General features: G+C 63.2%; 24 protein-coding genes, 1 tRNA gene and 2 pseudogenes. 20 read left to right on the top strand and 7 right to left on the bottom strand.

Annotated elements, in window-relative coordinates; genetic code table 11:
* Window positions 1-94: 94 nt before the first annotated feature.
* The 9 genes and pseudogenes from ACVWW1_RS18630 (at window position 95) to ACVWW1_RS18590 (ending at window position 8,016) form a co-directional block, all read left to right on the top strand.
* A pseudogene (locus ACVWW1_RS18630) lies at window positions 95-1,260 on the top strand (ABC transporter substrate-binding protein).
* A gap of 110 nt (window positions 1,261-1,370) precedes the next feature.
* On the top strand, window positions 1,371-2,243 hold the full coding sequence (locus ACVWW1_RS18625) for a branched-chain amino acid ABC transporter permease (protein ID WP_456656969.1): 873 nt from the start codon (window positions 1,371-1,373) through the stop codon (window positions 2,241-2,243).
* Window positions 2,240-3,274 (top strand): branched-chain amino acid ABC transporter permease, encoded by a 1,035-nt coding sequence (locus ACVWW1_RS18620; protein ID WP_456656968.1) that lies wholly within the window; start codon window positions 2,240-2,242, stop codon window positions 3,272-3,274. Before ACVWW1_RS18625 ends, ACVWW1_RS18620 begins: the two co-directional genes overlap by 4 nt.
* A complete protein-coding gene (locus tag ACVWW1_RS18615; RefSeq protein WP_224924548.1) occupies window positions 3,271-4,077 on the top strand; it encodes an ABC transporter ATP-binding protein in 807 nt (268 codons plus the stop codon). Before ACVWW1_RS18620 ends, ACVWW1_RS18615 begins: the two co-directional genes overlap by 4 nt.
* Window positions 4,064-4,768, top strand: a complete 705-nt coding sequence (locus ACVWW1_RS18610; RefSeq protein ID WP_176529642.1) for an ABC transporter ATP-binding protein — start codon at window positions 4,064-4,066, stop codon at window positions 4,766-4,768. The genes ACVWW1_RS18615 and ACVWW1_RS18610 overlap by 14 nt, the downstream gene beginning before the upstream one ends.
* Window positions 4,769-4,798: 30 nt before the next feature.
* Entirely contained in the window at window positions 4,799-4,981 is a 183-nt protein-coding gene (locus ACVWW1_RS18605) for a hypothetical protein (protein WP_456656967.1), read from the top strand.
* Window positions 4,982-5,121: 140 nt separating this feature from the next.
* Window positions 5,122-6,246, top strand: coding sequence for a Re/Si-specific NAD(P)(+) transhydrogenase subunit alpha (locus ACVWW1_RS18600; RefSeq protein ID WP_456660607.1), 1,125 nt, complete (start codon window positions 5,122-5,124; stop codon window positions 6,244-6,246).
* A gap of 11 nt (window positions 6,247-6,257) precedes the next feature.
* A complete protein-coding gene (locus ACVWW1_RS18595; RefSeq protein ID WP_456656966.1) occupies window positions 6,258-6,575 on the top strand; it encodes a proton-translocating transhydrogenase family protein in 318 nt (105 codons plus the stop codon).
* Window positions 6,576-6,618: 43 nt separating this feature from the next.
* Window positions 6,619-8,016 (top strand): NAD(P)(+) transhydrogenase (Re/Si-specific) subunit beta, encoded by a 1,398-nt coding sequence (locus ACVWW1_RS18590; RefSeq protein ID WP_456656965.1) that lies wholly within the window; start codon window positions 6,619-6,621, stop codon window positions 8,014-8,016.
* Between the two features lie 66 nt (window positions 8,017-8,082).
* On the opposite strand, the gene ACVWW1_RS18585 is transcribed toward ACVWW1_RS18590, so the two are convergent.
* The 3 genes from ACVWW1_RS18585 to ACVWW1_RS18575 form a co-directional block, all read right to left on the bottom strand.
* Window positions 8,083-8,412, bottom strand: coding sequence for a hypothetical protein (locus ACVWW1_RS18585; RefSeq protein WP_456656964.1), 330 nt, complete (start codon window positions 8,410-8,412; stop codon window positions 8,083-8,085).
* A gap of 178 nt (window positions 8,413-8,590) precedes the next feature.
* Complete coding sequence (locus ACVWW1_RS18580) at window positions 8,591-9,220, bottom strand: thiamine pyrophosphate-dependent enzyme (RefSeq protein ID WP_456656963.1); 630 nt, start codon at window positions 9,218-9,220, stop codon at window positions 8,591-8,593.
* Window positions 9,214-9,738 carry a thiamine pyrophosphate-binding protein gene (locus ACVWW1_RS18575; protein ID WP_456656962.1) on the bottom strand — a complete coding sequence of 175 codons (525 nt, stop codon included), beginning with the start codon at window positions 9,736-9,738 and terminating at the stop codon, window positions 9,214-9,216. The genes ACVWW1_RS18580 and ACVWW1_RS18575 overlap by 7 nt, the downstream gene beginning before the upstream one ends.
* A gap of 199 nt (window positions 9,739-9,937) precedes the next feature.
* Here ACVWW1_RS18575 and ACVWW1_RS18570 point away from each other — a divergent pair, with 199 nt between their 5' ends.
* The 5 genes from ACVWW1_RS18570 (at window position 9,938) to ACVWW1_RS18550 (ending at window position 14,478) form a co-directional block, all read left to right on the top strand.
* Entirely contained in the window at window positions 9,938-10,951 is a 1,014-nt protein-coding gene (locus ACVWW1_RS18570) for an ABC transporter substrate-binding protein (RefSeq protein WP_456656961.1), read from the top strand.
* 251 nt (window positions 10,952-11,202) lie between these two features.
* Complete coding sequence (locus ACVWW1_RS18565) at window positions 11,203-11,829, top strand: ABC transporter permease (RefSeq protein ID WP_456656960.1); 627 nt, start codon at window positions 11,203-11,205, stop codon at window positions 11,827-11,829.
* A complete protein-coding gene (locus tag ACVWW1_RS18560; protein WP_207832089.1) occupies window positions 11,829-12,650 on the top strand; it encodes an ABC transporter permease in 822 nt (273 codons plus the stop codon). The genes ACVWW1_RS18565 and ACVWW1_RS18560 overlap by 1 nt, the downstream gene beginning before the upstream one ends.
* Window positions 12,651-12,716: 66 nt before the next feature.
* Window positions 12,717-13,763, top strand: a complete 1,047-nt coding sequence (locus ACVWW1_RS18555) for an ABC transporter ATP-binding protein (RefSeq protein ID WP_456656959.1) — start codon at window positions 12,717-12,719, stop codon at window positions 13,761-13,763.
* Window positions 13,764-13,917: 154 nt separating this feature from the next.
* Complete coding sequence (locus tag ACVWW1_RS18550; RefSeq protein ID WP_456656958.1) at window positions 13,918-14,478, top strand: hypothetical protein; 561 nt, start codon at window positions 13,918-13,920, stop codon at window positions 14,476-14,478.
* Between the two features lie 156 nt (window positions 14,479-14,634).
* Here the strand turns inward: ACVWW1_RS18550 and ACVWW1_RS18545 are convergent, their stop codons facing one another.
* Window positions 14,635-15,840: an ABC transporter substrate-binding protein gene (locus ACVWW1_RS18545; protein ID WP_456656957.1), complete on the bottom strand. Its 1,206-nt coding sequence runs from the start codon at window positions 15,838-15,840 to the stop codon at window positions 14,635-14,637.
* A gap of 177 nt (window positions 15,841-16,017) precedes the next feature.
* On the opposite strand from ACVWW1_RS18545, the gene ACVWW1_RS18540 reads away from it, so the two are divergent.
* The 4 genes from ACVWW1_RS18540 to ACVWW1_RS18525 all read left to right on the top strand — a co-directional run bounded on the left by ACVWW1_RS18540 (window position 16,018) and on the right by ACVWW1_RS18525 (window position 20,520).
* Window positions 16,018-16,677, top strand: a complete 660-nt coding sequence (locus ACVWW1_RS18540; RefSeq protein ID WP_456656956.1) for a helix-turn-helix domain-containing protein — start codon at window positions 16,018-16,020, stop codon at window positions 16,675-16,677.
* A gap of 3 nt (window positions 16,678-16,680) precedes the next feature.
* Window positions 16,681-17,118 (top strand): cupin domain-containing protein, encoded by a 438-nt coding sequence (locus tag ACVWW1_RS18535; protein WP_092116247.1) that lies wholly within the window; start codon window positions 16,681-16,683, stop codon window positions 17,116-17,118.
* A gap of 26 nt (window positions 17,119-17,144) precedes the next feature.
* The gene (locus ACVWW1_RS18530) at window positions 17,145-18,272 is read left to right on the top strand and encodes an iron-containing alcohol dehydrogenase (RefSeq protein ID WP_456656955.1); all 1,128 of its coding nucleotides are present in this window, start codon (window positions 17,145-17,147) and stop codon (window positions 18,270-18,272) included.
* A 493-nt stretch (window positions 18,273-18,765) separates the two neighbouring features.
* Window positions 18,766-20,520, top strand: a complete 1,755-nt coding sequence (locus ACVWW1_RS18525; RefSeq protein WP_456656954.1) for an adenylate/guanylate cyclase domain-containing protein — start codon at window positions 18,766-18,768, stop codon at window positions 20,518-20,520.
* A 122-nt stretch (window positions 20,521-20,642) separates the two neighbouring features.
* Here ACVWW1_RS18525 and ACVWW1_RS18520 read toward each other — a convergent pair.
* Both ACVWW1_RS18520 and ACVWW1_RS18515 read right to left on the bottom strand, forming a co-directional pair.
* Window positions 20,643-20,718: transfer RNA gene (locus ACVWW1_RS18520), tRNA-Ile, on the bottom strand.
* Window positions 20,719-20,906: 188 nt separating this feature from the next.
* Window positions 20,907-21,875, bottom strand: a complete 969-nt coding sequence (locus tag ACVWW1_RS18515; RefSeq protein ID WP_224943469.1) for a Bug family tripartite tricarboxylate transporter substrate binding protein — start codon at window positions 21,873-21,875, stop codon at window positions 20,907-20,909.
* A gap of 119 nt (window positions 21,876-21,994) precedes the next feature.
* On the opposite strand from ACVWW1_RS18515, the pseudogene ACVWW1_RS18510 reads away from it, so the two are divergent.
* Window positions 21,995-22,964: pseudogene (locus ACVWW1_RS18510) on the top strand (TAXI family TRAP transporter solute-binding subunit).
* A 144-nt stretch (window positions 22,965-23,108) separates the two neighbouring features.
* Here the strand turns inward: ACVWW1_RS18510 and ACVWW1_RS18505 are convergent.
* Window positions 23,109-24,320 (bottom strand): ABC transporter substrate-binding protein, encoded by a 1,212-nt coding sequence (locus ACVWW1_RS18505; RefSeq protein WP_456656953.1) that lies wholly within the window; start codon window positions 24,318-24,320, stop codon window positions 23,109-23,111.
* A gap of 177 nt (window positions 24,321-24,497) precedes the next feature.
* Between ACVWW1_RS18505 and ACVWW1_RS18500 the strand changes: the two genes are divergently transcribed.
* On the top strand, window positions 24,498-25,631 hold the full coding sequence (locus ACVWW1_RS18500) for a molybdopterin-binding protein (RefSeq protein WP_456656952.1): 1,134 nt from the start codon (window positions 24,498-24,500) through the stop codon (window positions 25,629-25,631).
* Window positions 25,632-25,633: the final 2 nt, after the last annotated feature.

Below are 25,633 nucleotides of genomic sequence, written 5' to 3'. Positions count from 1 at the left end.
TCCTGGCGGTGACGAATGGCCGGCACCCATAAGCTGGCGCGCTGCACTGGTGTTTCGTTCCCTAGGCACGGCTCATGCGAGCACAGGAGGAAAGATGAAGCGAGCACACGGATTGATTACGGGCGCGGCCCTCGCCGCGGCGATGTCGACCGCACTGGCGACGGGCGCAGCGGCGCAGACCATCAAGATCGGTGTCACAATGAGCCGCTCACCGGTCCGTTCGCCGCTTCCGGCACCTATGTCGTGAACGGCGCAAAGATTGCCGCCGACGAAATCAACGCGAAGGGCGGCTTGCTCGGTCGGAAGATCGAACTGGTCATCGAAGACAACAAGAGCAATCCGACGGAGGCCGCTGCCGTCGCCGAGAAGCTGATCACCGGCGACAAGGTGCCCGTGATCATGGGTGCCTGGGGCTCGAGCCTGACGCTTGCGGTGATGCCGAAGCTCATGGAATACAAGGTCCCAATGGTGGTGGAGACCTCCTCCTCGAGCAAGATCACGACGTCGGGCAATTCCTACATCTTCCGCATCTCGCCGCCGTCGTCGGTCGAGGCGACCGAGTTCAAGTCTATCATGCCGTCACTCGGCATCAAGAAGGCCGACTTCCTCGTCATCAACAATGACTGGGGCCGTGGATCAGCCGAGGACTTCGGCAAGATCATGAAGGCCCAGAACATTCAGGTCGGCCTCGTGGAGATCATGGATCAGGCCGCCCAGGACATGAGCGCCCAGCTTGCCAAGATCAAGGCAACCGACTCGGACACGATCATGGTCACGACCGCGGTCGAGCAGCTGACCCTGGTGTTGAAGCAGGCCGCAGCGCTCGGCATCACCAAGCGGATCGTCACCACCGGCGGCTCGCAGAATCCGGATCAGCTGATCGAGCAGGCCGGCGCCGCAGCGAACGGCTCCATGCATCTGACGACCTTCGCGCCCTGGTATCCGGACAGGACCCCGGATCCGGCAGCGACGAAGTATTTCCTCGGCGAGTGGAAAAAGCGTGGCTATGCGATCGCCGGCGCGACCGAGAGCTTCCGCGGCTACGACGGAATTCGCACGATCGCCAATGCGATCCAGCGGGCCGGCAAGGCAGAGCCCGCGGCGATCACCGATGCGCTTTGGACGACCGACTTTCCCGGCCTGAACGGTCAGATCAAGTTCCAGAAGCAAGGGCCGACCGGCAAGGAAAGCGGCCAGAGCATGCCCAACCTCTATCTGATCAAGATCGAGAACGAAAAGATCATCCTGTCGGGCTCCTGAGCTCGACGATCGCGGAAGGCGCCACCATAATTGGTGGCGCCTTGGCATTGCCTCGCCCATAAACATGCTCTGAAGAGAGGATCAGCGGTCTTTCGGCCGAAAAAATCAGCATGACCGAGCTTCTGCAACACATCGTCAATACGCTCATTCTGGGCAGCACCTACGCGCTGCTGGGCATCGGGCTCACGCTCATCTTTGGCATCATGCGCGTCGTCAATTTCGCGCATGGTGAGCTTTACTCCTTCGGAGCCTATGCGCTGTATTTCGTCGGCGTGATGCTCGGCCTCAACTTCTTCCTTGCGCTGATCGTGGCGGTCGTCCTGGGCTGCTTTGCCGGTGCGCTGATCGAGGTCGTCTTGCTGCGCCCAATGCGTGGTGCGGACATCGATACGACCATGCTGGTCATGATCGGCGCCATGATCGTGATGCAGAATGGCGAGCAGTTCATCTGGGGTGGTGTCGCGAAGTCGGTTTCGACGCCGTTCCCGGAACTTCCGCTCGTCATTGGTTCGATTTCGGTGTCCTGGTTGCGCCTGTTCGTCTTCTGCGCTGCCCTTGCCTTGATCGGCGTGTCCTATCTCCTGATCAACCGCACAAAACTCGGCAAGGCGATGCGTGCCACCTTCCAGGATCGTGATGCTGCTTCGCTCATGGGCGTCAACATCCAGTTCATCTACATGGCGACGTTCGCGATCGGCTCGAGCCTCGCGGCAGCGGCGGGTGCATTGCTCGGACCCGTCTACGTCATCTCCCCGCAAATGGGTAATCTCGCTTCGCTGAAGGCTTTCGCCATCGTCATCCTGGGCGGTCTCGGCAGCATTGGGGGCGCCACCATCGGCGGCTTCCTGCTGGCGTTGGCCGAGGAGCTTGGTGCCGGATACGTTTCGTCGGGCTACCGCGATGCCATGGGCTTCCTGATCATCATCGTCGTGCTCCTCTTCAAGCCGACCGGCCTCTTTGCACGCGCGGAGCGGATCGGATGAAGCGATTGATCCCCTATATCGCGCTCGCCGCATTCGCATCGGTCCCGCTTTGGCTGCACGATCCGTATTTGCTGAACGCCTTCATCACGACGGGTATCCTCATTGTCGCGGCGATGAGCCTCAATCTCCTGCTCGGATACACTGGACAGCTGAGCCTTGGTCACGTCGCATTCTTTGGAATTGGAGCCTACACCAGCGCGCTGGTGTCGCTGGGCTTCGATGTCGAGTTGATCGGCGGTATCCGCGTGGTTCACGAACCCTGGCCGGTCTGGACCGGGTTTGTGATCGGCACCCTGGTTGCAGCGCTCTGCGGCTATGCCGTCGGTAAGCTGTCCTTCAAGGTGCGGGGCGCCTACTTCGTCATCGTGACCATCAGCTTTGCGGAAGTGGTCCGGCTGGTCGCGCTGAACTGGGTCGAGTTGACCCAAGGGCCGCTGGCCTTGACCTCGATCCCGCCGATGACGTTGGGGCTGCCCGGAGTTGGCTATCTCGATTTCTACAGCAAGCAATCCAACTATTATCTCGTGCTTGCCGTCCTTGTGGGGTCCTACATCGTCATCCAGCGTCTCGTCTACTCCCGCGTCGGGCGCGCAATGATTGCGCTCAAGGAGAACGAGTCGCTGGCAGTCTCGGTCGGGATCGACGTCACCCGCTATTTGGTGCTGGCCGCGGTGTTTTCGGCCGGCATCGCGGGGGCCGCCGGCAGCCTTTACGCCCATTACCTCAAGATCATCGATCCTGACGTGTTTGCGTTTCTTTACACGGTCACGATGGTGATCATGGTGATCTCGGGCGGCAAGGGCACCCTTGCGGGACCCATCGTTGGCGGCCTCATCTTCGGCTTCATTCCCGTCGCCGCCCGGTCTTTCGCTACCCCCGAGATTCAGTGGATCCTCTATGGCCTGCTGATGATCATCATCGTCTTCGTGTTGCCGAAGGGCATTGTCCCCGCAGTCGAGAAGTGGTTCGCAGCGCCTAGCACCCGCGCCGATCCGGAGCCTCTCCAAGCCAAGATGCACGACACGCCATGAGCACCATGCCCTCCAGCGTTCCGCAGCCAGTTCTGTCCGTTGAACATATCGCCGTGCATTTCGGCGGACTGATTGCGATCACCGATATGAGCTTCGTCGTCAACCAGGGTGAGATTGTCAGCCTGATTGGACCGAACGGCGCCGGCAAGACGACGGCCTTCAACGTCATCACCGGCTTTCTGCGGCCGACCAAGGGCGAGGTGCGCTATAAGAATACCTCGCTCAGCAACCTCAAGCCGCATGAAGTCACCTCGCTCGGCCTGGCGCGGACCTTTCAGCGCACGAGCGTGTTCCAGAGCGTGACTGTCTTCGAGAACGTGATGATCGGCTTGCACCGGCGGAGCCGGTCGACATTGCTGGATACGCTGCTCGCGCTGCCGCGCGAAGGGCGCGCGGAGGCGGAGTTGAGGAATCTTGCGCACGAGCTGCTCGAGATCGTCGGGATCGCGCGCCGTGCCGACGAACTCGCCGGGTCGCTGTCTTACGGCGACCAGCGTCTGCTCGGCGTCGCCCTTGCACTTGCGACCGACCCGTCGATGCTTTTGCTGGATGAGCCGGTGTCGGGCATGAACGCGACGGAAACCGCGCGGTTCATGGAGCTGCTCAACAAGTTGCACGGCCGCGGCATGTCGATCCTGCTGGTGGAACACGATGTGCCCATGGTCATGGGCGTCTCCGATCGCATCGTCGTGCTCAACTACGGCCGCATCATCGCCGAGGGGCCGCCTGCGGCGATCCGCGGCAATCCCGAGGTCATTCGTGCCTATCTCGGTGAAGGAGCCAGCCGGCATGCTGCACATTAATGGTCTTGTTTGCCGATACGGCAAGGTCGAGGCTCTCAAGGGCGTCACCTTGTCGATCGGGCAGGGGCAGCTGGTCGCTCTGATCGGAGCGAACGGTGCGGGCAAAAGCACGACGTTGCGGGCGATCTCGGGAATCCTGCCTTCAGCGGCCGGACGGATTACGTTCGACGGCCACGACATTACGAAGTGCTCGGCGCGGGAGATCCTGAGCAAGGGAATCGCCCACTGCCCCGAAGGGCGGCGTGTATTCCCCGACATGACCGTCGACGAAAATCTCGACATGGGCGCGTATCTGCGCTCCGACCGTCGGGAGATCGCGGCGGATCGGGAGCGGATCTTCGGGATGTTTCCGCGATTGGCCGAACGCCGGCATCAGGTTGCCGGGACACTATCCGGCGGCGAGCAGCAGATGCTGGCGATCGGGCGCGCGATCATGTCCAAGCCCAGGCTCATGATGTTCGACGAACCATCGCTCGGCCTTGCGCCCAACATCGTCGAACAAGTGTTCTCGATCATCGATAGCATCAGGAAATCCGGGACGACGGTCTTGATGGTCGAACAGAACGCTTACTCGGCGCTCGAGATGTGCGACTACGCCTACCTTCTGGAGACCGGTTCGATCGTTCTTTCCGGGAGCGGCAAGGATCTCATCGACGATGAACATGTGCGATCTGCCTACTTGGGCGGATGACGGCAGGTGAGCAGGAATGACGAGAATCTCATGGGCGGTGCGGCGCGAGCGAGGGATGAGGTGGGTTCCGACGAATGCCTGGTGCTTCTCGCGTCGTTCATGAGGGTGCGGGATCGAAAGGCTCGTGCTGAGATCGTCAAGTTTGCGCAACGATGCGCCGACTTCGAGCCCGGCGGAATTGTCTCCTTTGGGCTCGAGACGCTGCGCGATTGATGCGTCGGCGTTGCCAAGCCGGAAAATTCTGCGACGCGGGCGGCCACCCTGGGATCGATGACGATCCTCTGGGATATGCCGTGCTTGCGGCGCGGATTTGGTGAATGACCTCGTTGGTTCTCAAGAGTGGTGCTGTGAGTGTGAAGATCGCCGTTGCCAAGGAAATCGATGCGTCCGAGCCGCGGGTTGCGGTTTCGCCCGATACCATCAAGAAGTTCAAGGCGCTCGGCGCCGAGGTCGCGGTCGAGCCGGGCGCGGGCGTCAAGTCGGGGCTGCCCGATTCGGAGCTTGTCGCGGCCGGCGCCACCGTCAGCGCCGACGCGCTCAAGGATGCCGACATCATCATCAAGGTGAAGCGGCCGGAGGCCTCCGAGCTGTCGAAGTACAAGCGCGGCGCGCTCGTGATCGCGATCATGGATCCCTACGGCAACGAGACCGCGCTGAAGGCGATGGCCGATGCCGGCGTGTCGGCGTTTGCGATGGAGCTGATGCCGCGCATCACCCGCGCCCAGGTGATGGATGTGCTGTCCTCGCAGGCCAATCTGGCCGGCTACCGCGCGGTGATCGAGGGCGCCGAAGCGTTCGGCCGCGCCTTCCCGATGATGATGACCGCCGCCGGCACCATTCCGGCCGCCAAAGTGTTCGTGATGGGCGTCGGCGTCGCCGGCCTGCAGGCGATCGCGACCGCGCGGCGGCTCGGGGCCGTCGTCACCGCGACCGACGTGCGGCCCGCCACCAAGGAGCAGGTGGAGAGCTTGGGCGCAAAATTCCTCGCCGTCGAGGACGAGGAGTTCAAGAACGCGCAGACCGCCGGCGGCTACGCCAAGGAGATGTCGAAAGAGTATCAGGCCAAGCAGGCCGCGCTGACCGCCGAGCACATCAAGAAGCAGGACATCGTGATCACCACCGCGCTGATCCCCGGCCGTCCGGCGCCGAAGCTCGTCAGCGGCGAGATGGTCAAATCGATGAAGCCGGGCTCGGTGCTGGTCGATCTCGCGGTCGAGCGTGGCGGCAATGTCGAGGGCGCGAGGCCTGGCGAGGTGGTCGAGACCGACGGCATCAAGATCGTCGGCTACACCAATGTCGCCGGCCGGGTCGCCGCCTCGGCCTCGAGCCTGTATGCGCGCAATCTGTTCTCGTTCATCGAGACGATGGTCGACAAGGCCAGCAAGGCGCTCGCGGTCAATTGGGACGACGAGCTGGTGAAGGCCACCGTGCTGACCAAAGACGGCGCCGTCATCCATCCCAACTTCCAGCCGAAGTAAGGAGAGAAGCCATGGAGCATCTCGCGCAGGCCGTCGATCCGTTCGTGTTCCGGCTGTCGATCTTCGTTCTTGCGGTGTTCGTCGGCTACTTCGTGGTGTGGTCGGTGACCCCCGCGCTGCATACCCCGCTGATGAGCGTGACCAACGCGATCTCCTCGGTGATCGTGGTCGGTGCGCTGCTCGCGGTCGGCGTCGGCATGGTGTCGAGCGGCTCGCCCTGGGCCCGCGGCTTCGGCTTCGTGGCGCTGATCTTCGCCTGCGTGAACATCTTCGGCGGCTTCCTGGTCACCCAGCGCATGCTGGCGATGTACAAGAAGAAAGCCAAGTGAGCGGCGTGCACCTCGGGGTGACGAAGACAAAGGGGGACCTGAGATGAACGCCAATCTGGCTGCTGTTCTGTACCTCGTGGCGGGGGTGCTGTTCATCCTGTCGCTGCGCGGCCTGTCGAGCCCGGCATCGTCGCGCCAGGGCAATTTCTTCGGCATGATCGGCATGGCGATCGCGGTCGCCACCACGCTGGCGAGCCATCCGCCGGCCGACGGCGTGGCCTGGCTCCTGGTGATCGTCGCGATCGCGATCGGCGGCAGCATCGGCGCTGTCATCGCGCGCCGGGTGCCGATGACCTCGATGCCGGAGCTGGTCGCCGCGTTCCATTCGCTGGTCGGCATGGCCGCGGTGCTGGTCGCGGCCGGCGCGTTCTACGCGCCCGAGGCGTTCGACATCGGCACGCCCGGCAACATCCATCCGCAGAGCCTGGTCGAGATGTCGCTCGGCGTCGCGATCGGCGCCCTGACCTTCACCGGCTCGGTGATCGCGTTCCTGAAGCTGTCGGCCCGGATGAGCGGCGCGCCGATCATCCTGCCGTTCCGCCACGTCATCAACATCGTGCTCGCCTTGGCGCTGGTGTTCTTCATCGTCGGCCTGGTGATGTCGGGCAGCGCGCTCGACTTCTGGCTGATCACCATCATCGCGCTGGCGCTCGGCGTCTTGATGATCATCCCGATCGGCGGCGCCGACATGCCGGTCGTGATCTCGATGCTGAACTCGTACTCCGGCTGGGCCGCGGCCGGCATCGGCTTCACGCTCGGCAACTCGGCGCTGATCATCACCGGCGCGCTGGTCGGCTCGTCGGGCGCGATCCTGTCCTACATCATGTGCCACGCGATGAACCGCTCGTTCATCTCGGTGATCCTCGGGGGCTTCGGCGGCGAGACCGCGGCGGCCGGCGGCGGCTCCGGCGAGCAGAAGCCCGCCAAGCTCGGCTCGGCGGATGATGCCGCCTTCATCATGAAGAACGCCTCCAAGGTCATCATCGTGCCCGGCTACGGCATGGCGGTGGCGCAGGCCCAGCACGCGCTGCGCGAGATGACCGACCTCCTGAAGAAGGAAGGCGTCGAGGTGAAATACGCCATTCACCCGGTGGCGGGCCGCATGCCTGGCCACATGAACGTGCTGCTGGCCGAAGCCAACGTGCCCTATGACGAGGTGTTCGAGCTCGAGGACATCAACTCGGAGTTCGCCCAGGCCGACATCGCGTTTGTGATCGGCGCCAACGACGTCACCAACCCGGCGGCGGAAGAGGACAAGACCTCGCCGATCTACGGCATGCCGGTGCTGCAGGTCTGGAAGGCCGGCACCGTGATGTTCATCAAGCGCTCGCTGGCGTCAGGCTATGCCGGCATCGACAATCCGCTGTTCTACCGCGACAACACCATGATGCTGCTCGGCGATGCCAAGAAGGTCACCGAGAACATCGTCAAGGCGATGTAGGGCGGGCGGCAAATGGCGCCAGCCTGTGCCAGGGCCTTGCGATTGGCTAACCCGGAAGCAGATGACCTATGAAGCGCCGGATCCGATCGGGCTCCGCGGCGACAGCGCGCGGCCCAGGATGAGTTCGAGGGAAGGCCACGCCTCACCGGATGACGAGCAAATCCACATCAGCAAGGCCTGGGGCACCGGCATTCGACGCTCACCGTGTTGCGGCTGACCCGCAGCCGCTGTCTCACCAAGCTTATTCGGCTGGACCGGGGAGCCGCCGTCATTGAAGTGAATAACGGGCATGCCGACGGAAATCGACGCGGCCACATCGATCCGCAAGGCGTCCTGGTTGCTGTCCATCGTTGTCGTCGTCCTCATCAAGAGCGAGCGAACCGGCGAATAGTCCATCGTCCTATACATCGTACTATGTGAAGGACGACCGACAAGTTCAAAGTTTCGACGTCCTGTGCCTAAGATCGCAGCGTCTTCCGGCGGCCGGGTGGCATGTGGAAGCATGTGAAAAAGGCGGCCCGCTTCGGCAATGAAGCGGACCGCCATGGATTCGTGCAAGGGAAGTGCTGGTCGACTAGGGCCGCTCGAGCATCCCGCCGCCGAACAGCGTCGGGACGTAACGTGGTGCCTCGATCGCAGCCATGAAGCGATGTTTTGTCGCGACCGGATCGAGTGAGATCGGCGGCCGCACGACTTCGATGTCGGGCTCCGTCGCCAGAACCAGGACTCCGACGCCATCGCGTTTTTCGGCCGAGGCGATGCCGGCGGCGAGTGCGCTCGGCGCATTCAGGTTCTCAGCGTGCTTGATTCCCGAGGCCCGCGCCAGCTGTGCCAGATCGAGCGTCGCGTTGGTCAAGGCTTGGCCGCCGGAAGCCGCGTGAACGCCGTTCTGGATCAGGAGGATGGTGAGATTTGACGGGTTCATCGCGCCAATCGTGACGAGCGCGCCCATATGCATGAGCAGCGCGCCATCGCCTTCGACAGCAATGACGGGACGGTCCGATTGAGCGAGCGCCAGGCCCAGTGCTAGGGGGAGTGTCAGTCCCATGGCGTCTTCGAAGTAGAAGTTTTCCGGCGCGTGATGCAGCGATGCCCACAAATACGAAGCATTGCCGAGCGACGTCACGACGAGCGCGCGAGAAGGCAGACTGCCGGCAAGCGCCCTGTAGTGATCCGCCCGGGTCGATCGTGCATTGGTCACCACTGGATATCCTCCCGACCCATGAGCAGGGCAAACGGACATGAGGCTTCTTCCGCATAGGTTGCGGCATGTTCGACCTGTGGACCGATCGGGCGGTATCGATCGGTGCAGGCATGGGCGAGGCCGATGCCGCGGAAGACCGGCTCCGTCGCTCGGCCCTTCGGCACATGATAGAAGACCGGATCATCCGGCGTGCCGCGGTAGGACACCAGCATCAGAAGCGGAAATTGATAACGCTGCGCGAGCGACACCATGCCCGCACCCATGCTGAGTACGCCGGCATTCTGCACAAGCAGGGCGGTGCGAACGCCACCGAGCCGGCTTCCACAAGCGATCGCAAGCGCCTCCTCTTCATGCGTTGCGCGCACCAGCGTCATGCCCGGCTCCTGGTCGATGCGAATGAGGATTTCGCCCAGCCAGCTGTCGGGGACAGAGACGACGGTGCCGAAACCAAGACGCCTGAGCGTATTGAGAACGGCAGACGGCCGATGGGCCTCTAAAGCTTCCGTCGATATCGTCATCGACTGCCTCCGTGATTTCGACCAACGTGGCGCGCAGGCTAATCGCAAAAGGTACTATTGTCGATAAGACAAACCTATTGCGGGTCGATGAGGCGCCTGATAAAAGGTACTATTAAGCAGATGATAAGTTTAATTTCATGACCGAGGATTGCAGCTGGAGCCGGGCGCTGCATTCCCTCGCTGGAGGGAGACTGCAGCTATGCTTCGCCTTTGGTCCGTGTTGATCGTTGTTCTGATTGCTTTGCCGGCTCACGCACAAGACAAGCTCGTTGTCAGTATCTGGGGCGGCAGTTGGCGCGATCTGGTGGCCGAGACGGTGGCCAGGAAATTCACCGCCGAAACCGGCGTCCCTGTCGAATTCATCACCGGCGGCACCATCGATCGACTGAACAAGGAAAAGCTCGCCAAGGGAAATCCCGAAAGCGACGTGACGTTCACGACGTCGCATGTCGGGTGGCTCTATGCCAATGACGGGTTGTTCGAGACGATCGATACCTCGAAGATCCCCAATGCGAAGAACCTCGCGGACGAGGCGCGGATCAGTCCCTACCATCTCGGCGCCTGGGCCTATGTCTACACGATCGGCTACCGCCCCGATCTGATCAAGGATACCAAGTTCGAGAGCTGGAATGATCTCTGGAAACCGGAGTTGAAGGACAAGCTTGCCGCTCCGGATTTCGATCCCGGTCACATCATTGCGGTCGCCGCCATTCTTGCCGGCGCCGACCCGGCCCATTGGGAAAAAGGCGAGGAGAAGCTCAAGGCGCTCAAGCCAAACTTCAAGGCGTTCTACACCAACGATGCCAACAGCCAGCAACTGCTCGCGAGCGGCGAGACGCCGGTGCAGATCGTGCTTTCGATGAACGCCTACTACATGATCGGGCAGGGCATTCCGATCACGCTCGCGATGCCGAAAGAGGGCGCGGTGCTGGGAATCGACACCGTCGCGGTCATGAAGGGGTCAAAGAAGGTTGACCTCGCATACAAGTTCATCAACGCGCTCTACGACCCCGAAATCCAGGCCGAGATCTCGAAGCAGAAGAAGGGGAGCCCGGCAGTCCTCAACGCGAAGATCGATCCTGAAATCGCCAAGCTTCCGGGTGTCTTCACGTCGGCGGAGCAATGGAAGCAGCAGATCAACATCGACGCCAAGCTGCGCGCCAACAAGACGGCGGAATGGCGCAAATGGTTCGCCGAAAACATCATGAACTGATCCGTTGCCAGATCGGTCCTGCATCATGAATCAGCAGCCATTTCTGCGCATCTTCACGGCGCCGGCGACGCTCTGTGCGATCGGGTTCCTCGCGGCGATGGTTGCGGTTCTGCAATACAGCCTCCGGACCTACGTGCCGGGATCGCTCGACCCCGGCGGGTTCACGCTGGGGAATTTCGCCGACCTTCTCAAACCGCTCTATGCGCGCGTGTTTCTCGATACCGTCGTCGTGTGCGCGATGACCCGCGGTCGTGACGCTGATCGTCGGATATCCGCTGGCCTATGCGCTTGTGCGCGTCGAACAGCCGATCCTCCGCTCCATTCTCCTCGTGATTGTCGTGACGCCCCTGTTTCTGGGCGAGGTCGTTCGCACCTATGCGTGGATCATCGTCCTGGGCAACAACGGCTTCATCAATTCCTTGCTGATGTCGCTCGGCTTCATCGGCAAGCCGCTGCAGCTGATGTTCACGCCATTCGGCGTTGTGGTTGCTCTCGTGCATGTCACGCTGCCGGTCATGGTCATCATGCTGGCTGCCGGATTGTCCCATATCGACCGCGACTATTCCCGGGCGGCTGAAAGCCTGGGAGCCGGTCCGATTCGCGTGTTCCTCACCGTGACATTGCCGCTGTCCTTGCCCGGCGTGGTCGCGGGCACCACGACGGCATTCGCCTGGACGTTCTCGGCATTCGCCACGCCGCAGCTGATCGGCGGCGGCCGCGTCAATATGATCTCCAATCTGGTCTACCAGCTTGGCTTTTCCAGCTTCAACTTTCCCTTCGCCGCGACATTGTGCGTGGCCGGGCTGGCTTTGACCGCCCTGGTGCTTGGACTGCTTCAGCTAGCCTCCCGACCGCTTCAGAAGATGGAGGTGCACTGATGATTCCGCGCTCGACCTATCAGAGAGTGCTCGGCTGGGTCGGATTGTTGACGGTGCTCGTCATCATCGCTTTTCTTGTGCTGCCGGCGGTAGTCGTGACAATCGCCGCGTTCAACGACAAGCCTATCCTGTCATTCCCGCCGCAGACCTGGTCGTGGCGATGGTTTGGTCGGGCCCTCGCCTATGAAGACTTCCGGCAAGGGTTCCTCAACGGCCTGATCGTCACGGCCTGGAGCTCGACGATCGCGCTGTGCGTTGGCGGCATGTTCGCTTTTGTCATCGACCGGTACAAGTTTCCGCTCAAGTCCGCCATCGAAGGAATCCTGATTTCGCCGTTGGTGATTCCGCACTTCACGGTAGGGCTCGGCTTTCTCATCCTCGCGGCGCAAGTCGGCCTGAGCCGCGGTTTTGCGGTCGTCGTGATCTGCCACGTGATCCTGGTGCTGCCGTTCGTGCTGCGCAGCGTGTATGTCTCGCTGAGGAATCTCGATCAGAGCTACGAACACGCAGCATCGAGCCTCGGCGCCGGACCGCTTCGCGTCCTGACCACCGTCACCCTGCCGCTGCTGCTGCCCGGGCTCGTCAGCGGCTGGCTGTTCGCGGCGATCCTGTCGTTCAACGAGTTCACGGCCTCGCTGTTCGTGACTTCGCAGCGGACCCAGACGCTTCCTGTCGCGATGTACAATTACGTGCGCGAGTTCGCCGATCCGTCGATGGCGGCATTGTCGGTCATGTATATCGTCGGCACCGCCGCCTTGATCGCCTTTGCCAATGCGTTCCTGGGCCTCGGCAAGGTCCTCAATATCGAGCAGTCTCACTAGGGAGCACGGATCTTGAAGCCGTCTGCGAATGTTGAAGGGGAACAAGCGGCGGTCCATTTCGACGCCGTGACCAAGCGATTTGACGATGTCGTGGCCCTGAACGCCGTTACGCTCGGCGTTGGCCGCAGCGAGTTCGTGACGCTGCTTGGTCCATCAGGATGCGGCAAGACCACGCTGCTCAAGCTGGCCGCGGGCTTTCTGAGGCCGGACGGCGGTTCGATCTCGATCGAGGGCAAGCGCGTGAATGACATTCCGACCTACCAGCGCGGCATCGGCATGATGTTTCAGAACTACGCGCTGTTTCCGCACATGAGTGTGGCGGAAAACGTCGCCTATGGTCTGAAGACGCGGCGGGTCCCCAGGGTTGAGCGGGACAAGCGCGTCGCCGATGCGCTGGCGCTGGTCAAGCTGAAGGGCATGGAGAACCGCAAGCCCCGGCAATTGTCCGGCGGTCAGCAGCAGCGCGTTGCGCTCGCGCGTGCTCTCGTCATCAACCCGACCGTCCTGCTGCTCGACGAGCCGTTCTCGGCGCTGGACAAGAGCCTGCGGACCTCGATGCAGGTGGAGCTGCGGGAAATTCAGCGCAAGCTGGGTCTGACCACGATCTTTGTGACGCATGACCAAGGCGAGGCCTTGAGCATGTCCGATCGTGTGGCTGTCATGTCCGAGGGCCGTATCAGGCAACTCGGAAGCCCTGTCGACGTCTACCGCAGCCCGGCGGACCCGTTCGTGGCCGGCTTTGTCGGCGACAATAACAGGCTGCGTGGCCAGCTTGTGAGTATGCAGGCCAAGCAAGCGACCGTCGCGCTCGGCGATGCCCTGGTGAAGGTGCCGGGCGAGAGCCTGTCCGGGCTCGAGAAGTCCGCGGCGGTTGACCTCTTCGTCCGCCCCGAGCAGTTTAGCATTGTGGCGCCCGAGGAGCCGTGCGCCATCAAGGGCAGCGTTGTTGCTCGGATCTACCAAGGTGGCCACGTCGATCTTCAGATCGAGTGCGCCGGGGAGCGGCTGCTGGTGCGATCCCCGGGCGAGCAGGCCATTCTGCGCTGGCCAATGGGGGCGCCTGTCGGCATTGCCATTCAGGCAGATCGGTGCTCGGCATTTCCGGCAGCCTGATCGCAGTCGTCTTTCGCAGCGGCGTGCGGGTGAAGGAATCAAGCTTGCGGTATATTGTGGGGCCTGGTTTGGCGGCACCCATCTTGTTGTTTCCTGCGGTGTCGTTGGCGCCGCTGTCACCTGGCATCTGGTCGCGCAACTCTGGAGAGAATACTTGATTCAGACCCAATCGATCACGGCAGCCGAGGCGATCAGCACGTACATCGAGGCAAAGGACCGAAACCTGCCCCAGCTCATGAAGCGTGCGTTCGTGCAGGAGTGTGAGCTCCAGATGCAGCTCCTGACCGACGCAATCTCTTTTCCAAGCTCCGCTCATGGATTGGAGAGCGTCACCGACGTTCTCGTCCGAAGCTTTGGATCGCAGTATGAGAATGTGCGCACCTTCTGCCTCTCGCGCCCTGAGTCCAATCGCCTTCCACAGTTTCAATGCGACTGGCTGGTGGGGATGTCAAACAAGTCCGACGGCGACGTTCGCGTCGGTTGCGGCGAGTACACTTGGGATTTTGATGCCGCCGGCGACGGTCGCGTCAAGCGGCTGCTCATCAAGATTGAGTTCATGTGTGTGCTGCCGGCTGTCGATCAGACGCCCGTCCTGCAATGGCTTTCGGCTATCCCCTATCCCTGGTCGTCATACGGTGAAGCGCGCGCAGGTTTGCCCTCGATCGACGCCTTGATGCCGATTGCTCAATTTCTTCGGCGGGAAGCGCGCAACTGACTTCGGCAGTTGAACGCGGGCGAGCGGTCTATCGATTTCAGACTTCGACGGCGAAAGCCCGCCTGACGCAGCCCAAAAGACGTCGCTCGCCAACCTGCATACAGGCCGTTATGGGCGATGGCGGATGATGGTGTTTGCCACCGTCCGCCTGCGTCGTCACTGCGAGACCAGCTCGCAGCCACCCTCGCCGAGCGGGCGGAAGGCTTGCTCGGCGGGAATCGTCGCGACGATGTCGTAGTAGTCCCATCGTCGGCTCGAGGCCGCCGGTGTCTTGACGCGCGCCAGATACATGTCGTGCACGAACTGGCCATCCGTGCGGACCGTGCCGCGAGCAAACGAATCGGCAACCGGCAGTTCGCGTATCTTGGCTGCGACAGCAAGGCCGTCATCGGAATTTGCGGCCTGCACCGCACGCAAGTAGTGCCGCACGGCCGAATAGACGCCGGCCTGGGTCATGGTCGGCATCCGCCCAGTCTTCTCAAAGAACTTGTTGGCCCACGCCCGCGACTCGGCATCGCGGTCCCAATAGTATGCGGTGACGAACTGCAGGTTCTGCGCGGCGGCAAGGCCCATCGCGTCGACGTCGGTGAGGAACACGGTCGGCGCCACCAATGCCTGCCCGCGGGTGATGCCGAACTCGGCTGCCTGCTTCACCGAGTTGGTCATGTCGGCGCCGGCATTGGCCAGCGCGATCACCTTGGCGCCGGACGCCTGCGCCTGCAGCAGCACCGAACTGAAGTCGGCGGTGTTGAGCGGGTGGCGCACCTCGCCGATCACCTTGCCGCCGCCGTTCTCGACCGCGCGGCGCATGTCGGCGGCGAAGGCGTGTCCGAACGAATAGTCCACCGTGATCAGGAACCAGGTGTCGAGCTTTTGCGCCGTGAGCGCGCGCGCGAGGCCGTAGCCGTTGGTATAGCTCGTGTAGACCCACTGGAACGAGGTCCGGGTGCAGGCCTTGCCGGTGAAGTCCGAGGAGGCCGATGCGTTCAGCACGATCTTGTTGCGTTCCTTGGCGAGAGCGGTCACCGCGAAACCCACGCCCGAATTGGAAATGTCGGCAACGGCATCGACCTTCTCCGTGTCGAACCAGCGCCGCACGATGCCAAGTCCGATGTCCGGCTTGTTCTGGTGATCGGCCGAGACGATCTCGACCGGTGCGCCGCCGATGCTGTTGCCGAACTCCTCCGCCGCCATCTTCGCCGCGACGACCGAGCCTTCGCCGCCGAGGTCGGCATAGGCGCCGGAGCGGTCGTTGAGGATCCCGATGCGGATCACATTGTCGGACATGGCGGCGTGCGCGACGTGAATGTGCAGCAGCGTCGCCGTCATTGCCGCGCATAGCTTTCTGAGAGTGGTTGTCATGGTCGGGTGCTCCTCCGGAGGTCGTGTTGTTTGCTGTTTGGTTTTGTTGCGTGATACGCAATTTGCTCGTGCATCGATGCGAAGAGCCACGGGCATCTTTCAGCATCGGACACAACAAAATTGCTTGTAGAGCAATTTCTATTGACAAGTAAGCAAATTCGGGAGAGGGTCGAAGCAATGAAAACGCAGGACGAGACGCTGGCGAGGCTTGGAGCACGCATTCGCTCGCTGCGGGAGGAGCGTGGCATGAAGCTGAAGGATCTGGCCGACACCACCGGGCTGTCCGACGCCTTCGTGTCGCGCCTCGAGCGCGGGCAGGTGTCGAGCTCCGTTGCCAATCTGATCCAGATCGCGCAGGCGCTCGACATTGGCGTCAGCGAATTGTTCGCCGCGCCGCAGGACCAGTCGCGCAGCCACGTCACGCTGCATCGCCATGGCGACGATGGTGAAGACCAAAGCATCCCGAGCACCGGCTATCGCTGGCGATTGTTAGCGGGCGGCATGCCGAACGACGATCTGGAGGTGTTTCACCTCTCGTTCCCGCGCAAGAACCGGATGGACCTGATGGTGTCGCATCCGGGACAGGAATACTGCTACGTGATCAGCGGGCGTATCCGCTTCCACGTCGGCGCCGAGGTGTACGATCTCGCGCCCGGTGAAGGCATTTTCCTCAATTCCGAGCTGCCGCACCGCGCCGACAACATCAGCGAGGACGAAGCGCGCATTCTGATGGTGGTCGCGAAGTCGCCGCAGAAGGCCGAGCATTTCGACTGGTGGCGCGTGCCGAGCGCAGCCGCCCCGCCTCGATCACCCAAGAGCAAGCCCCAAGGAGACTGATCCATGCAGACCGCAACCGCGACCGGCAGGCACCTGCCGTATGAGGCGAAGCACATCGACGATGTGGAGTGGGAGACGATCCGCTGGCCTGGCGAGACCGGCAAGATGCTGTTCCACCCGCGGCCCGAGCGGCCGACCGAGCCGAACGCGGGCATCCTGCGGCTGGAGCCGGGCGCACATCATCCGATCCACAATCACGAGTTCGCGCAGGTCTGGTACATCCTCAGCGGTGAATTCAGGATCGACGACAATCTCTACACGCCGGGCACGATGATCTTTCATCCGGACCCGCATTTCGAAGGCAAGTTCGAGACCGCGACCGGCGGCGATATCCTGATCGTGCAATATCCCGGTCCGACCACCGGCGGGCGGCCGATCTATGCGGGGCGCTTCAACATGGAGCAGCGTCGCGACATCGCCGAAGAACGCACCGATCTCTGATCAATCGGCGCAACGGACGACAGGCCATGGCGCTGATCACCTATCTCACCACCATTCGCTTCGGCTTCGGCGAGGCGGACGCGCTCGGCGACGAGATCGCAGCGCTCGGTATCCGTCGGCCGATGGTGGTCACCGACCGCGGCATTGTCGCGGCCGGCCTGGCAGAACGCGTGACCGCTCCGCTCGGCACTGCGCATGTCGTGTTCGACGCGACGCCACCGAATCCGACCGAACGTGCGACGCTGCAGGCGCTCGCACGCTATCGCGAGGCTGGATGCGACGGCCTCGTCGCGCTCGGCGGCGGCTCGCCGATCGATCTCGCCAAGGCGGTGGCGCTGCTCGCCACCCATGCAGGCCCGCTGGCGCAATATGCCGCGATCGATGGCGGCGTCGCGCGGATCACCGCCGCCGTCGCGCCGGTGATCGCGATTCCGACCACTGCCGGCACCGGTAGCGAGGTTGGCCGCGCGGCCCTCATCACGCTCGAGGACGGCCGCAAGGTCGGCCTGATCAGTCCGCATCTCATCCCGGCGCGGGCGATCTGCGATCCGCTGCTGACGCTCCGCCTCCCGCCGGCACTCACGGCTGCGACCGGCATGGACGCACTGTCGCATTGCGTCGAGACCTATCTGTCGCCGCGCTTCAATCCACCGGCGGATGCGATCGCCCTCGATGGCGCGGCGCGCATCGTCGGCCATCTCAAGCAGGCCGTGAGGGAGGGCGATGACCGCGACGCCCGCGCCGAAGTGATGATGGGCGCGCTGCAGGGCGGCCTGTGCTTCCAGAAAGGCCTCGGCGCGGTGCACGGGCTGTCGCACGCGCTTGGCAGCCTCGCATCGCCGAGCCTGCATCACGGCACGCTCAATGCGGTGCTGATGCCTGCAGTGATGCGCTACAATGGTCCGGCGATCGCGGGCAAGCTGCCGCGGCTGAGGCTGGCGCTCGGTCTGCCCGAAGCTGCCGACATCGCCGCGTTCTTCGATGCTCTCAATGCCGAGCTCAATCTGCCGCGCGGCCTGCGTGCCATGGGTGTGCCGGCCTCGGTGCTGGACGACATGGCGGAGAAGGCGGCGAGGGATCATTCCACCGCCACCAATCCGCGTCCTGTGGATGCCGACGGCTACCGCGCCATTTTCCAGGCGGCCTGGGAGTAGTTGACCGTAGCGAGATGATGTGGCGAGCGGCGATGCCGCAGGGCTCGATCGACGCGGCGCGCATGGGTCCCGGAGCCAGGGCTTTGATCTAATCAAGGCTTTGATTCGAATGGTGGGCCCGGCAGGACTCGAACCTGCAACCAGACCGTTATGAGCGGGGCGAATATCCGGAAAATCTGAGCATTTTCAACGATTCTTGAGCCCGTTCGTGCATGTTCATGCCCGTTTGTTCATGGGATTTCTGTGGGATTTCTGGTGGGCGGCGATGAATTCCCGATCGACCTGAAACCGGCTTGGCCCCGGGGTCCCGAAAGTCCGCTGTTGGAGCCACAGCCGACTAGCCTTCGTCGAGTGCGATGTCGGCGAGCACCTCCGAGCTGACGCACGCTCATTGCCGCCGTGCCAGGGCAATTGCCGCTCACAGGTCTTTGACAAAGTGCTAGGCTGCTCCTTGCCTCAGCGGCGTGGTTAGTCTGGCCGCTCGGAGGGCGCCGTGACTGAGCAGCGGGTTCAAAGACGACTGGCGGCGATCTTGGCTGCCGACGTGGTCGGTTACTCAGCGTTGATGCAACGCGCTGAGGAAGCCACTTACGCCGAGTTCGAGCGGCTGAAGCGCGAAGTAATCGAGCCTAGCCTCTCCCGCCACGACGGGCGACTGATCAAGACCACGGGTGACGGCGCGTTGGCCGAGTTCGCAAGTCCATCGGCTGCGGTGCGATGCGCGGTGGAGGTACAGGAAAGCATCGCGTCAGGCCGAAGCTCCCTTACGCTACGGATTGGCGTCAATCTTGGGGAGGTTATCGTTGGGGCTGACGGTGACCTTTTTGGCGACGGGATCAACATCGCTGTCCGGCTAGAAGGGGGCGCCGATCCAGGGGGCATTCTGATTTCCGAAAAAGTGCACAGCGAAGTCGAAGGCAAGCTGGACGTTGGCTTCGAGGACCGGGGCGAACAGCAGCTCAAGAACATCTCCAAGCCGGTCCGCGCTTTTACCGTACGCGCGGGAGCGCATAGCCCGCTAAGCGAGAGGCTAAGTGCGGCCGCGCCACTTCCAGATAAGGCCTCCATCGCTGTCCTGCCGTTCGAGAACCTGAGCGGCGATCCCGAGCAGGAATATTTTGCAGACGGAATGGTCGAGGAGATCATCACGGCGCTCTCGCGATTCAAATCGCTGTTCGTGGTCGCTCGCAACTCCAGTTTCACGTTCAAGGGCAGAGCCGTCGATATCAAGGAAGTCGGACGCAGGCTTGGCGTCCGCTATGTCCTTGAGGGAGCTGTGCGCAAGGCGTCCGGGAAAGTTCGCATCACCGGGCAATTGATCGATGCGGTGACGGGCGCGCACATTTGGGCGGACAGGTTCGAGCGTAACCTGACAGACATCTTCGCGCTCCAAGACGAAGTAACGGTCGCCGTTGTCTCAGCCATTCAGCCAAGATTGCTTCAAACAGAAATTGCAATGGCGACGCGGCGGCGACCGGATAACCTCACTGCCTATGATTATTATCTCCGAGCTTTACCGCACTATTACCTATCGACCCGCGAAGCGTTGGCCGAGGCGATCAGGTTGGCGGATCGGGCTTTAAAGCTGGACCCTCGGTTCGGCTTGGTCGCGGCTCTGGCAGGTCTCTGTCACTCGCGAAACGTCATTTTTGGTTATGCCATCGATCCTCAATTCGAACGCAACGAAGCGGTTCGGCTTCTTCGGTGGGCATTGAGCGTCGACGATGGTGATCCAGATACATTAGCATCGGCTGCCTTAACCTCGGCTTACACGGTCGGCGATCGTGAAAGCGAGATCGAAATGGCGGACCGGGCGGTCGCGCTCAATCCCAATTCATATCGGGCATGGTTCAGCCGAGGCTGGGTTTATAACGCTGCGGGGCTGCCGGAGGAAGCGGTCCGAAGCTTTGAACGTGCTATTCACATGAGCCCGCTAGGCCCGGAGCTACACCAGCCGCTTGTTGGGATGGGGATCGCCTTTATTGAGCTTGGTCGCTTCGACGAGGCCATCATCGCAGCGAGGAAGGCCATTCGTCGGAACCCCTCGTTTTCGTCAGCTTACCGGTGTCTCGCGTCCGCTTTCGCGCATCTCGGACGCGACGCTGAGGCGCGTGAGGCGGCGGCGCGTCTGCTTGAGACCGATCCCACATTTGCAATATCCGCATGGATGGCTCGGGCGTCCGCGTACGGGCAATCGGGCTTTAAGGTGCTTGTTGAAGGTCTTCGGAAAGCAGGGCTGCCCGAGTAGCTCTCCAATTGCGACGAGGTGATCCCCCGGCGCCTCGTTGATCAACCTGCGAACAGACCGTTGCAGTTTCGGGGTGGGCTTCAGCACCGAGGACAGTGACCGACAAGTGTTTGATCTTGCTGTGGTGGGCCCGGCAGGACTCGAACCTGCAACCAGACCGTTATGAGCGGCCGGCTCTAACCATTGAGCTACAGGCCCCGCCGCCTTGCGGGCCGCGGCCGGCAACGGTGCGGGCTCCGTTTACAGGGTGCGTGGGGTTTCGGCAATGCCACCCCCTGGCCCTGCGCCACCGCGGTCGTGCCGCCACGTCGCACGGACGGCATCGCTGGAACACCGGCCCGGCAGCCATCTACCGTGACCATCCGGCGCGCTCCACGATCGGCGCCTTAGTCCACCGAGACGCCGGCGAACTCCACCACCTTGCGCCATTTCTCGGTCTCGTCGGCGACCAGTCTGCCGAATTCGGCCGGGGTCATCGGCTTCGGGATGCCGCCGACCTCGGCGAGACGCGCCACCAGCTTGGGGTCCTTCAGGGCCTCGCCGACCGCCTTGTTGAGGGTATCGATGACTTCCGGCGGCGTGCCCTTCGGCGCTGAAATGCCGTAGAAGCCGACCGCCTCGAAGCCCGGCACGGTCTCGGCGATCGCCGGCACGTCAGGCACGCCCGGCCAGCGCTGCGGCGAGGTCACGCCGAGCGCACGGACGCTGCCGCCGCGCGACTGCTCCAGCGCCGACGGCAGGTTATCGAAGATCAGCTGCACCTTGTTGGAGATGATGTCGGGGAAGGCGATCGCGGATCCCCGATACGGCACGTGCTGCATGTCGCACTTGGTCATCGCCTTGAACAGCTCGGCCGACATATGCACCGAGGTGCCGTTGCCGGATGAGGCGTAGGCGATCTTGCCCGGATTGGCCTTGCAGTAGTCGATGAATTCCTGAACCGTCTTCACCGGCATCGCGTTCGAGACCACCAGCATGTTGGTGAGCTGCATGATGCTGGCGACCGGGGTTGTGTCGCGCAGGAAGTCGTAGGGCAGCTTCTTGTAGAGCGAGGTCGAGATCGCGTTGTTGGGCGCGACGAACAAGAGCGTATAGCCATCCGCCGGCGAGTTGATCGCAGCGGCGGCTGCGATGTTGCCGCCGGAGCCGGCGCGGTTCTCGACCACGAATTGCTGGCCGAGATGATCCGACAGCCACTGGCTCATGATGCGCGCCACGATGTCGACCGGGCCGCCGGCGGCAAAGCCGATCAGCCAGCGCACCGGGCGGTTCGGATAGTCGGATGCGGAGGAAGGCGCAACGGAGGCAAGGCAACATATCAAGCCAAGCAACGCGGCACGTGCGAACCGGAACATCGTCTCTCCCGTCATTTTCTCGTGACTGTTGCCATCATGGTTTCACAAAACGCTGGCTTTGCCTACGACCCCGCCCGTGCGACGATAGTCGCGCTCATGTGCAATGCTTGAGGCTCGGGATGAAATTCGCTGTTATGATCTGCGCCAGCGCGCTGCTGCTCGCGGGCGGCGCGGCGGCGCAAGAGGGGAGCAAGACCATTTCCAAGACCACGATCAGTTTCGCCACGGCGACGCCGGGCGGCGGCTTTCCGCTCTATGGCAATGCCTTCGCCGAGGTGATGAACGCGGCCGATGCGACGCTGTCGATCGAGCCGCGCAAACACCAAGGGCTCCAACGAGAACATCCCGCTGCTCGAGACCGGCAGCGTCGACATCGCAACCGTTGCGGGCGAGCCGTCCTATGAGGCCTTCATGGGCATCGGCCGGCCGAAGGCCACCAAGCTGAAGATCCTCACCGCGATGTATTCGAGCCCGGGCATGTTCGTGGTGCGTGCCGACAGTCCCTACAAGACGATCCAGGACCTGGTCGGCCAGCCCGTCGCGTTCGGCGCCAAGGGCTCCGGCCTGCCGATCCTGTCGCGCTACATCCTCGACGGCATCGGGCTGAAGCAGGACGAGGACTTCAAGTCGATCTATCTCGATCGCGCCGGCGACGGGCCCGCGATGGTCGAGGACGGCCGCGCTGCGGCGCTGTGGGGCGCCGGCATTGGCTGGCCCGGCTTCACCAAGATGGCCGAGAGCACGACCGGCGCTCGCTTCATCGCGCCGACCGCGGACGAGATCGCCCGCATCCGGGCCAAGCACACGTTCCTGAAGCCGCTGACGATCCCCGCGGGCAGCTATCCGAAGCAGAGCGAGGCAATTTCTTCGGTCGGCTCGTGGAGCTACATCCTGGTGCGTGAGACGTTGCCCGACGACGTCGCCTACCGGCTGGCGAAGACGCTGCACGGCATCGAGGCGACGTTCTGCAAGAAGCTCGCCCAGGCTTGCGAGACCACGGCAGCGAACACCGTCGCCGCCGCGCCCGATATCAATCTGATCCACCCCGGCGTGCTCAGATATTTCCGCGAGATCGGGGTGACGAAGTGATCTTTGCGGAGACGTTATCGCGTCTCCGCAAAGCTCATTCCGGGATGGTCCGAAGGACCAGACCTCAGATGCACAATTGTGCATCGGGGAATCTCGAGATTCCGGGTTCGCGCGTTGCGCGCCCCGGAATCACTGCTTGCGCAGTCACTTCTTGATCAGCAAACACGCCGGGTCCGGTGGGCCGAACGCGTCCTCGCCGGAGATCTTGGCCAGGATCTTGTAGTAATCCCACGGATACTTTGACTCGGCCGGGGTCTTGACCTGCACCAGCCAGAGATCGTGCACCATCAGATTGTCCTCGCGCAGTCTGCCGTTGCGGGCGAAGAAATCCTCGACCGGCTTCTCGCGCATCTTGGCCGCGACCTTGAGCGGATCGTCGGTGCCGCTGTCTTTGATCGCGTTCAGATAGGCGGTCACCGAGGAGTAGACGCCGGCCTGCCACATCGTCGGCATCCGGTTCATCTTGGCGAAATAGCGCTTCGACCATTCCCGGGTCTTGTCGTCCATGTCCCAGTAGAACGAGGTGGTCAGCAGCAGGCCCTGCGCGGCCGACAGGCCGATCGAGTGGATGTCGGTGATCAGCGCCAGCAGCGCCGCCATCTGCTGCCCGCCGGCGAAGACACCGAACTCGGCGGCGGTCTTGATCTCGTTGGTGTTGTTGGGCGGTCCGCCGGCAATGCCGATGATCTTGGCCTTCGAGGCCTGCGCCTGCAGGATGAAGGACGACAGATCGGGCGTCGCAAACGGCGGCCGCACCGCGCCGAGCACCTTGCCGCCGTTCTTGGTCACGATCGCGGAGGCATCCTTCTCCAGCGAGTGGCCGAACGCGTAGTCGTCGGTGATGAAGAACCAGCTGTCGCCGCCGCGCTTCACTACTTCCTGCGCGGTGCCGACCGCGAGCGCGCGGGTGTCGAACACCCATTGCATCGCATAGGGCGAGCAGAACTTGCCATGGAAGTCGGTCGCGCCGGTCGAATGCGTGATGAACAGCTTCTTCTTCTCGTTGGCGATGTTCTGCACCGCGAGCCCGACCGCCGAGACCGGCACGTCGACGATCAGATCGACCTGATCGACGTCATACCAGCGCCGCGCGATGGTCGCGCCGATGTCCGGCTTGAGCTGGTGATCGCCGACGATCACCGAGATCGGCTTGCCGAGCACCTTGCCGCCGAAATCGTCGACCGCCATCTGCGCGGCGGTGACCGAGCCCTGTCCGGTCGGCGTCGAGGCCGGGCCGTTCATGTCGGTCAGCACGCCGATCTTGACGATGTCGTCGGATACCTGCGCCGATACGGCCGAGGACGCCAGCAGCGCGGCTGCGAGCGTCCCGAACATGGCTAGTCTGGTGGCGATCATTCTGTCTCCCTCCTGAATTGGCGCATTGGCCATTATGGTTGTGCCGGGCCTCCGGGACCCGGTCATATTGGTTTCTTTTGCAACTACTTTGGGGTCCGCGTCAACGCGCCATCGGTCTAATGGCGGTGCCCGGCGCAAACCGGTTTCTTTCGGGACCGATTCAGTCCATAGCGGGCCATGATCACCGCCCAGCGCCTTCCGGCTTCGCTCACTCCGCTCGATGCGGCGCTGGCCGCCGTGCTGCGCGACCTCGCGCCGGTCCAGCCGATCGAGCTGCCGCCGGCCGATGCACTGCGCTGCATTGCAGCCGAGATGCCGGCCTTGCGCGCCTATCCGCCGCACGATGTCGCCGTCAGCGACGGCTGGGCGATGCGCGCCAATGACCTGGTCGGCGCGTCGTCCTATGCGCCGCTGCCGCTGGCCGGACTCCCGGTCTGGGTCGCGGCCGGCGCGGCGATGCCCGATGGCACCGACTGCGTGGTCGATGCCGATGCCGTCGACACCTCCGGTCCGCTTCCGCAGGTGCTCGCCGAAGCCATCCCGGGGCAGGGCGTCCGGCGTGCCGGCAGCGACATTGCGGCTGGGCGTGCCGTGATGCCGGCGGGAGAACCGCTGCTGCCGCGCGACCTGCTGCTCGCGCGCGCGGCCGGACTGGAGCTGTTGCGCGTCCGGCGGCCTCGGCTTCGCATCGTCAACATCTGCAATGGCCAGCTGACCGCGCAACTGATCGCTGACACCGCGCGCCTCGCGGGCGCTGAGATCGTCTATGCCGAGGCGGCGCCCGATGTGGGAGCGATTGCAAACGCGCTCGAGGCAGATGGTTGCGATCTCATCATCACGATCGGCGGCACCGGCGTTGGTCACACCGATGCGGCGGTGAATGCGCTGGCGACGCGTGGAGCGTTGGTCGCGCACGGCATTGCCCTGCAGCCCGGGCGCACCACGGCGGTCGGCCGGGCCGATGCAACGCCGGTCGTCGCCTTGCCGGGCACGCCGGATCAGGCTTTCGCAGCCTGGTGGGCGATTGCGCTTCCGGTGCTCGATCGCCTGTCGGGCCGGCGCCCGCGCAAGACGCTCGCCCTGCCGCTGGAACGCAAGATCGCCTCCGGCGTCGGGATCGCCGAGGTCGCGCTGCTGACGCGTCAGCAGGATTCTCGGCAGGGCTTTCAGCACGGTTCCTGGGCGGTGCTTGCGACCGGGGACCTGTCGCTCGATGCCATCGCGCGCGCCGAAGCCCTTTTGATCGTGCCTGGCGCCGCCGAGGGTTTCGCTGCGGCCACGGTTGTCGATGCCTATATGTTGCGGGAGTGAGT

The sequence above is a fragment of the Bradyrhizobium sp. JR3.5 genome (genome assembly GCF_054057015.1).
This window is presented reverse-complemented; position numbering and strand designations above follow the sequence as displayed.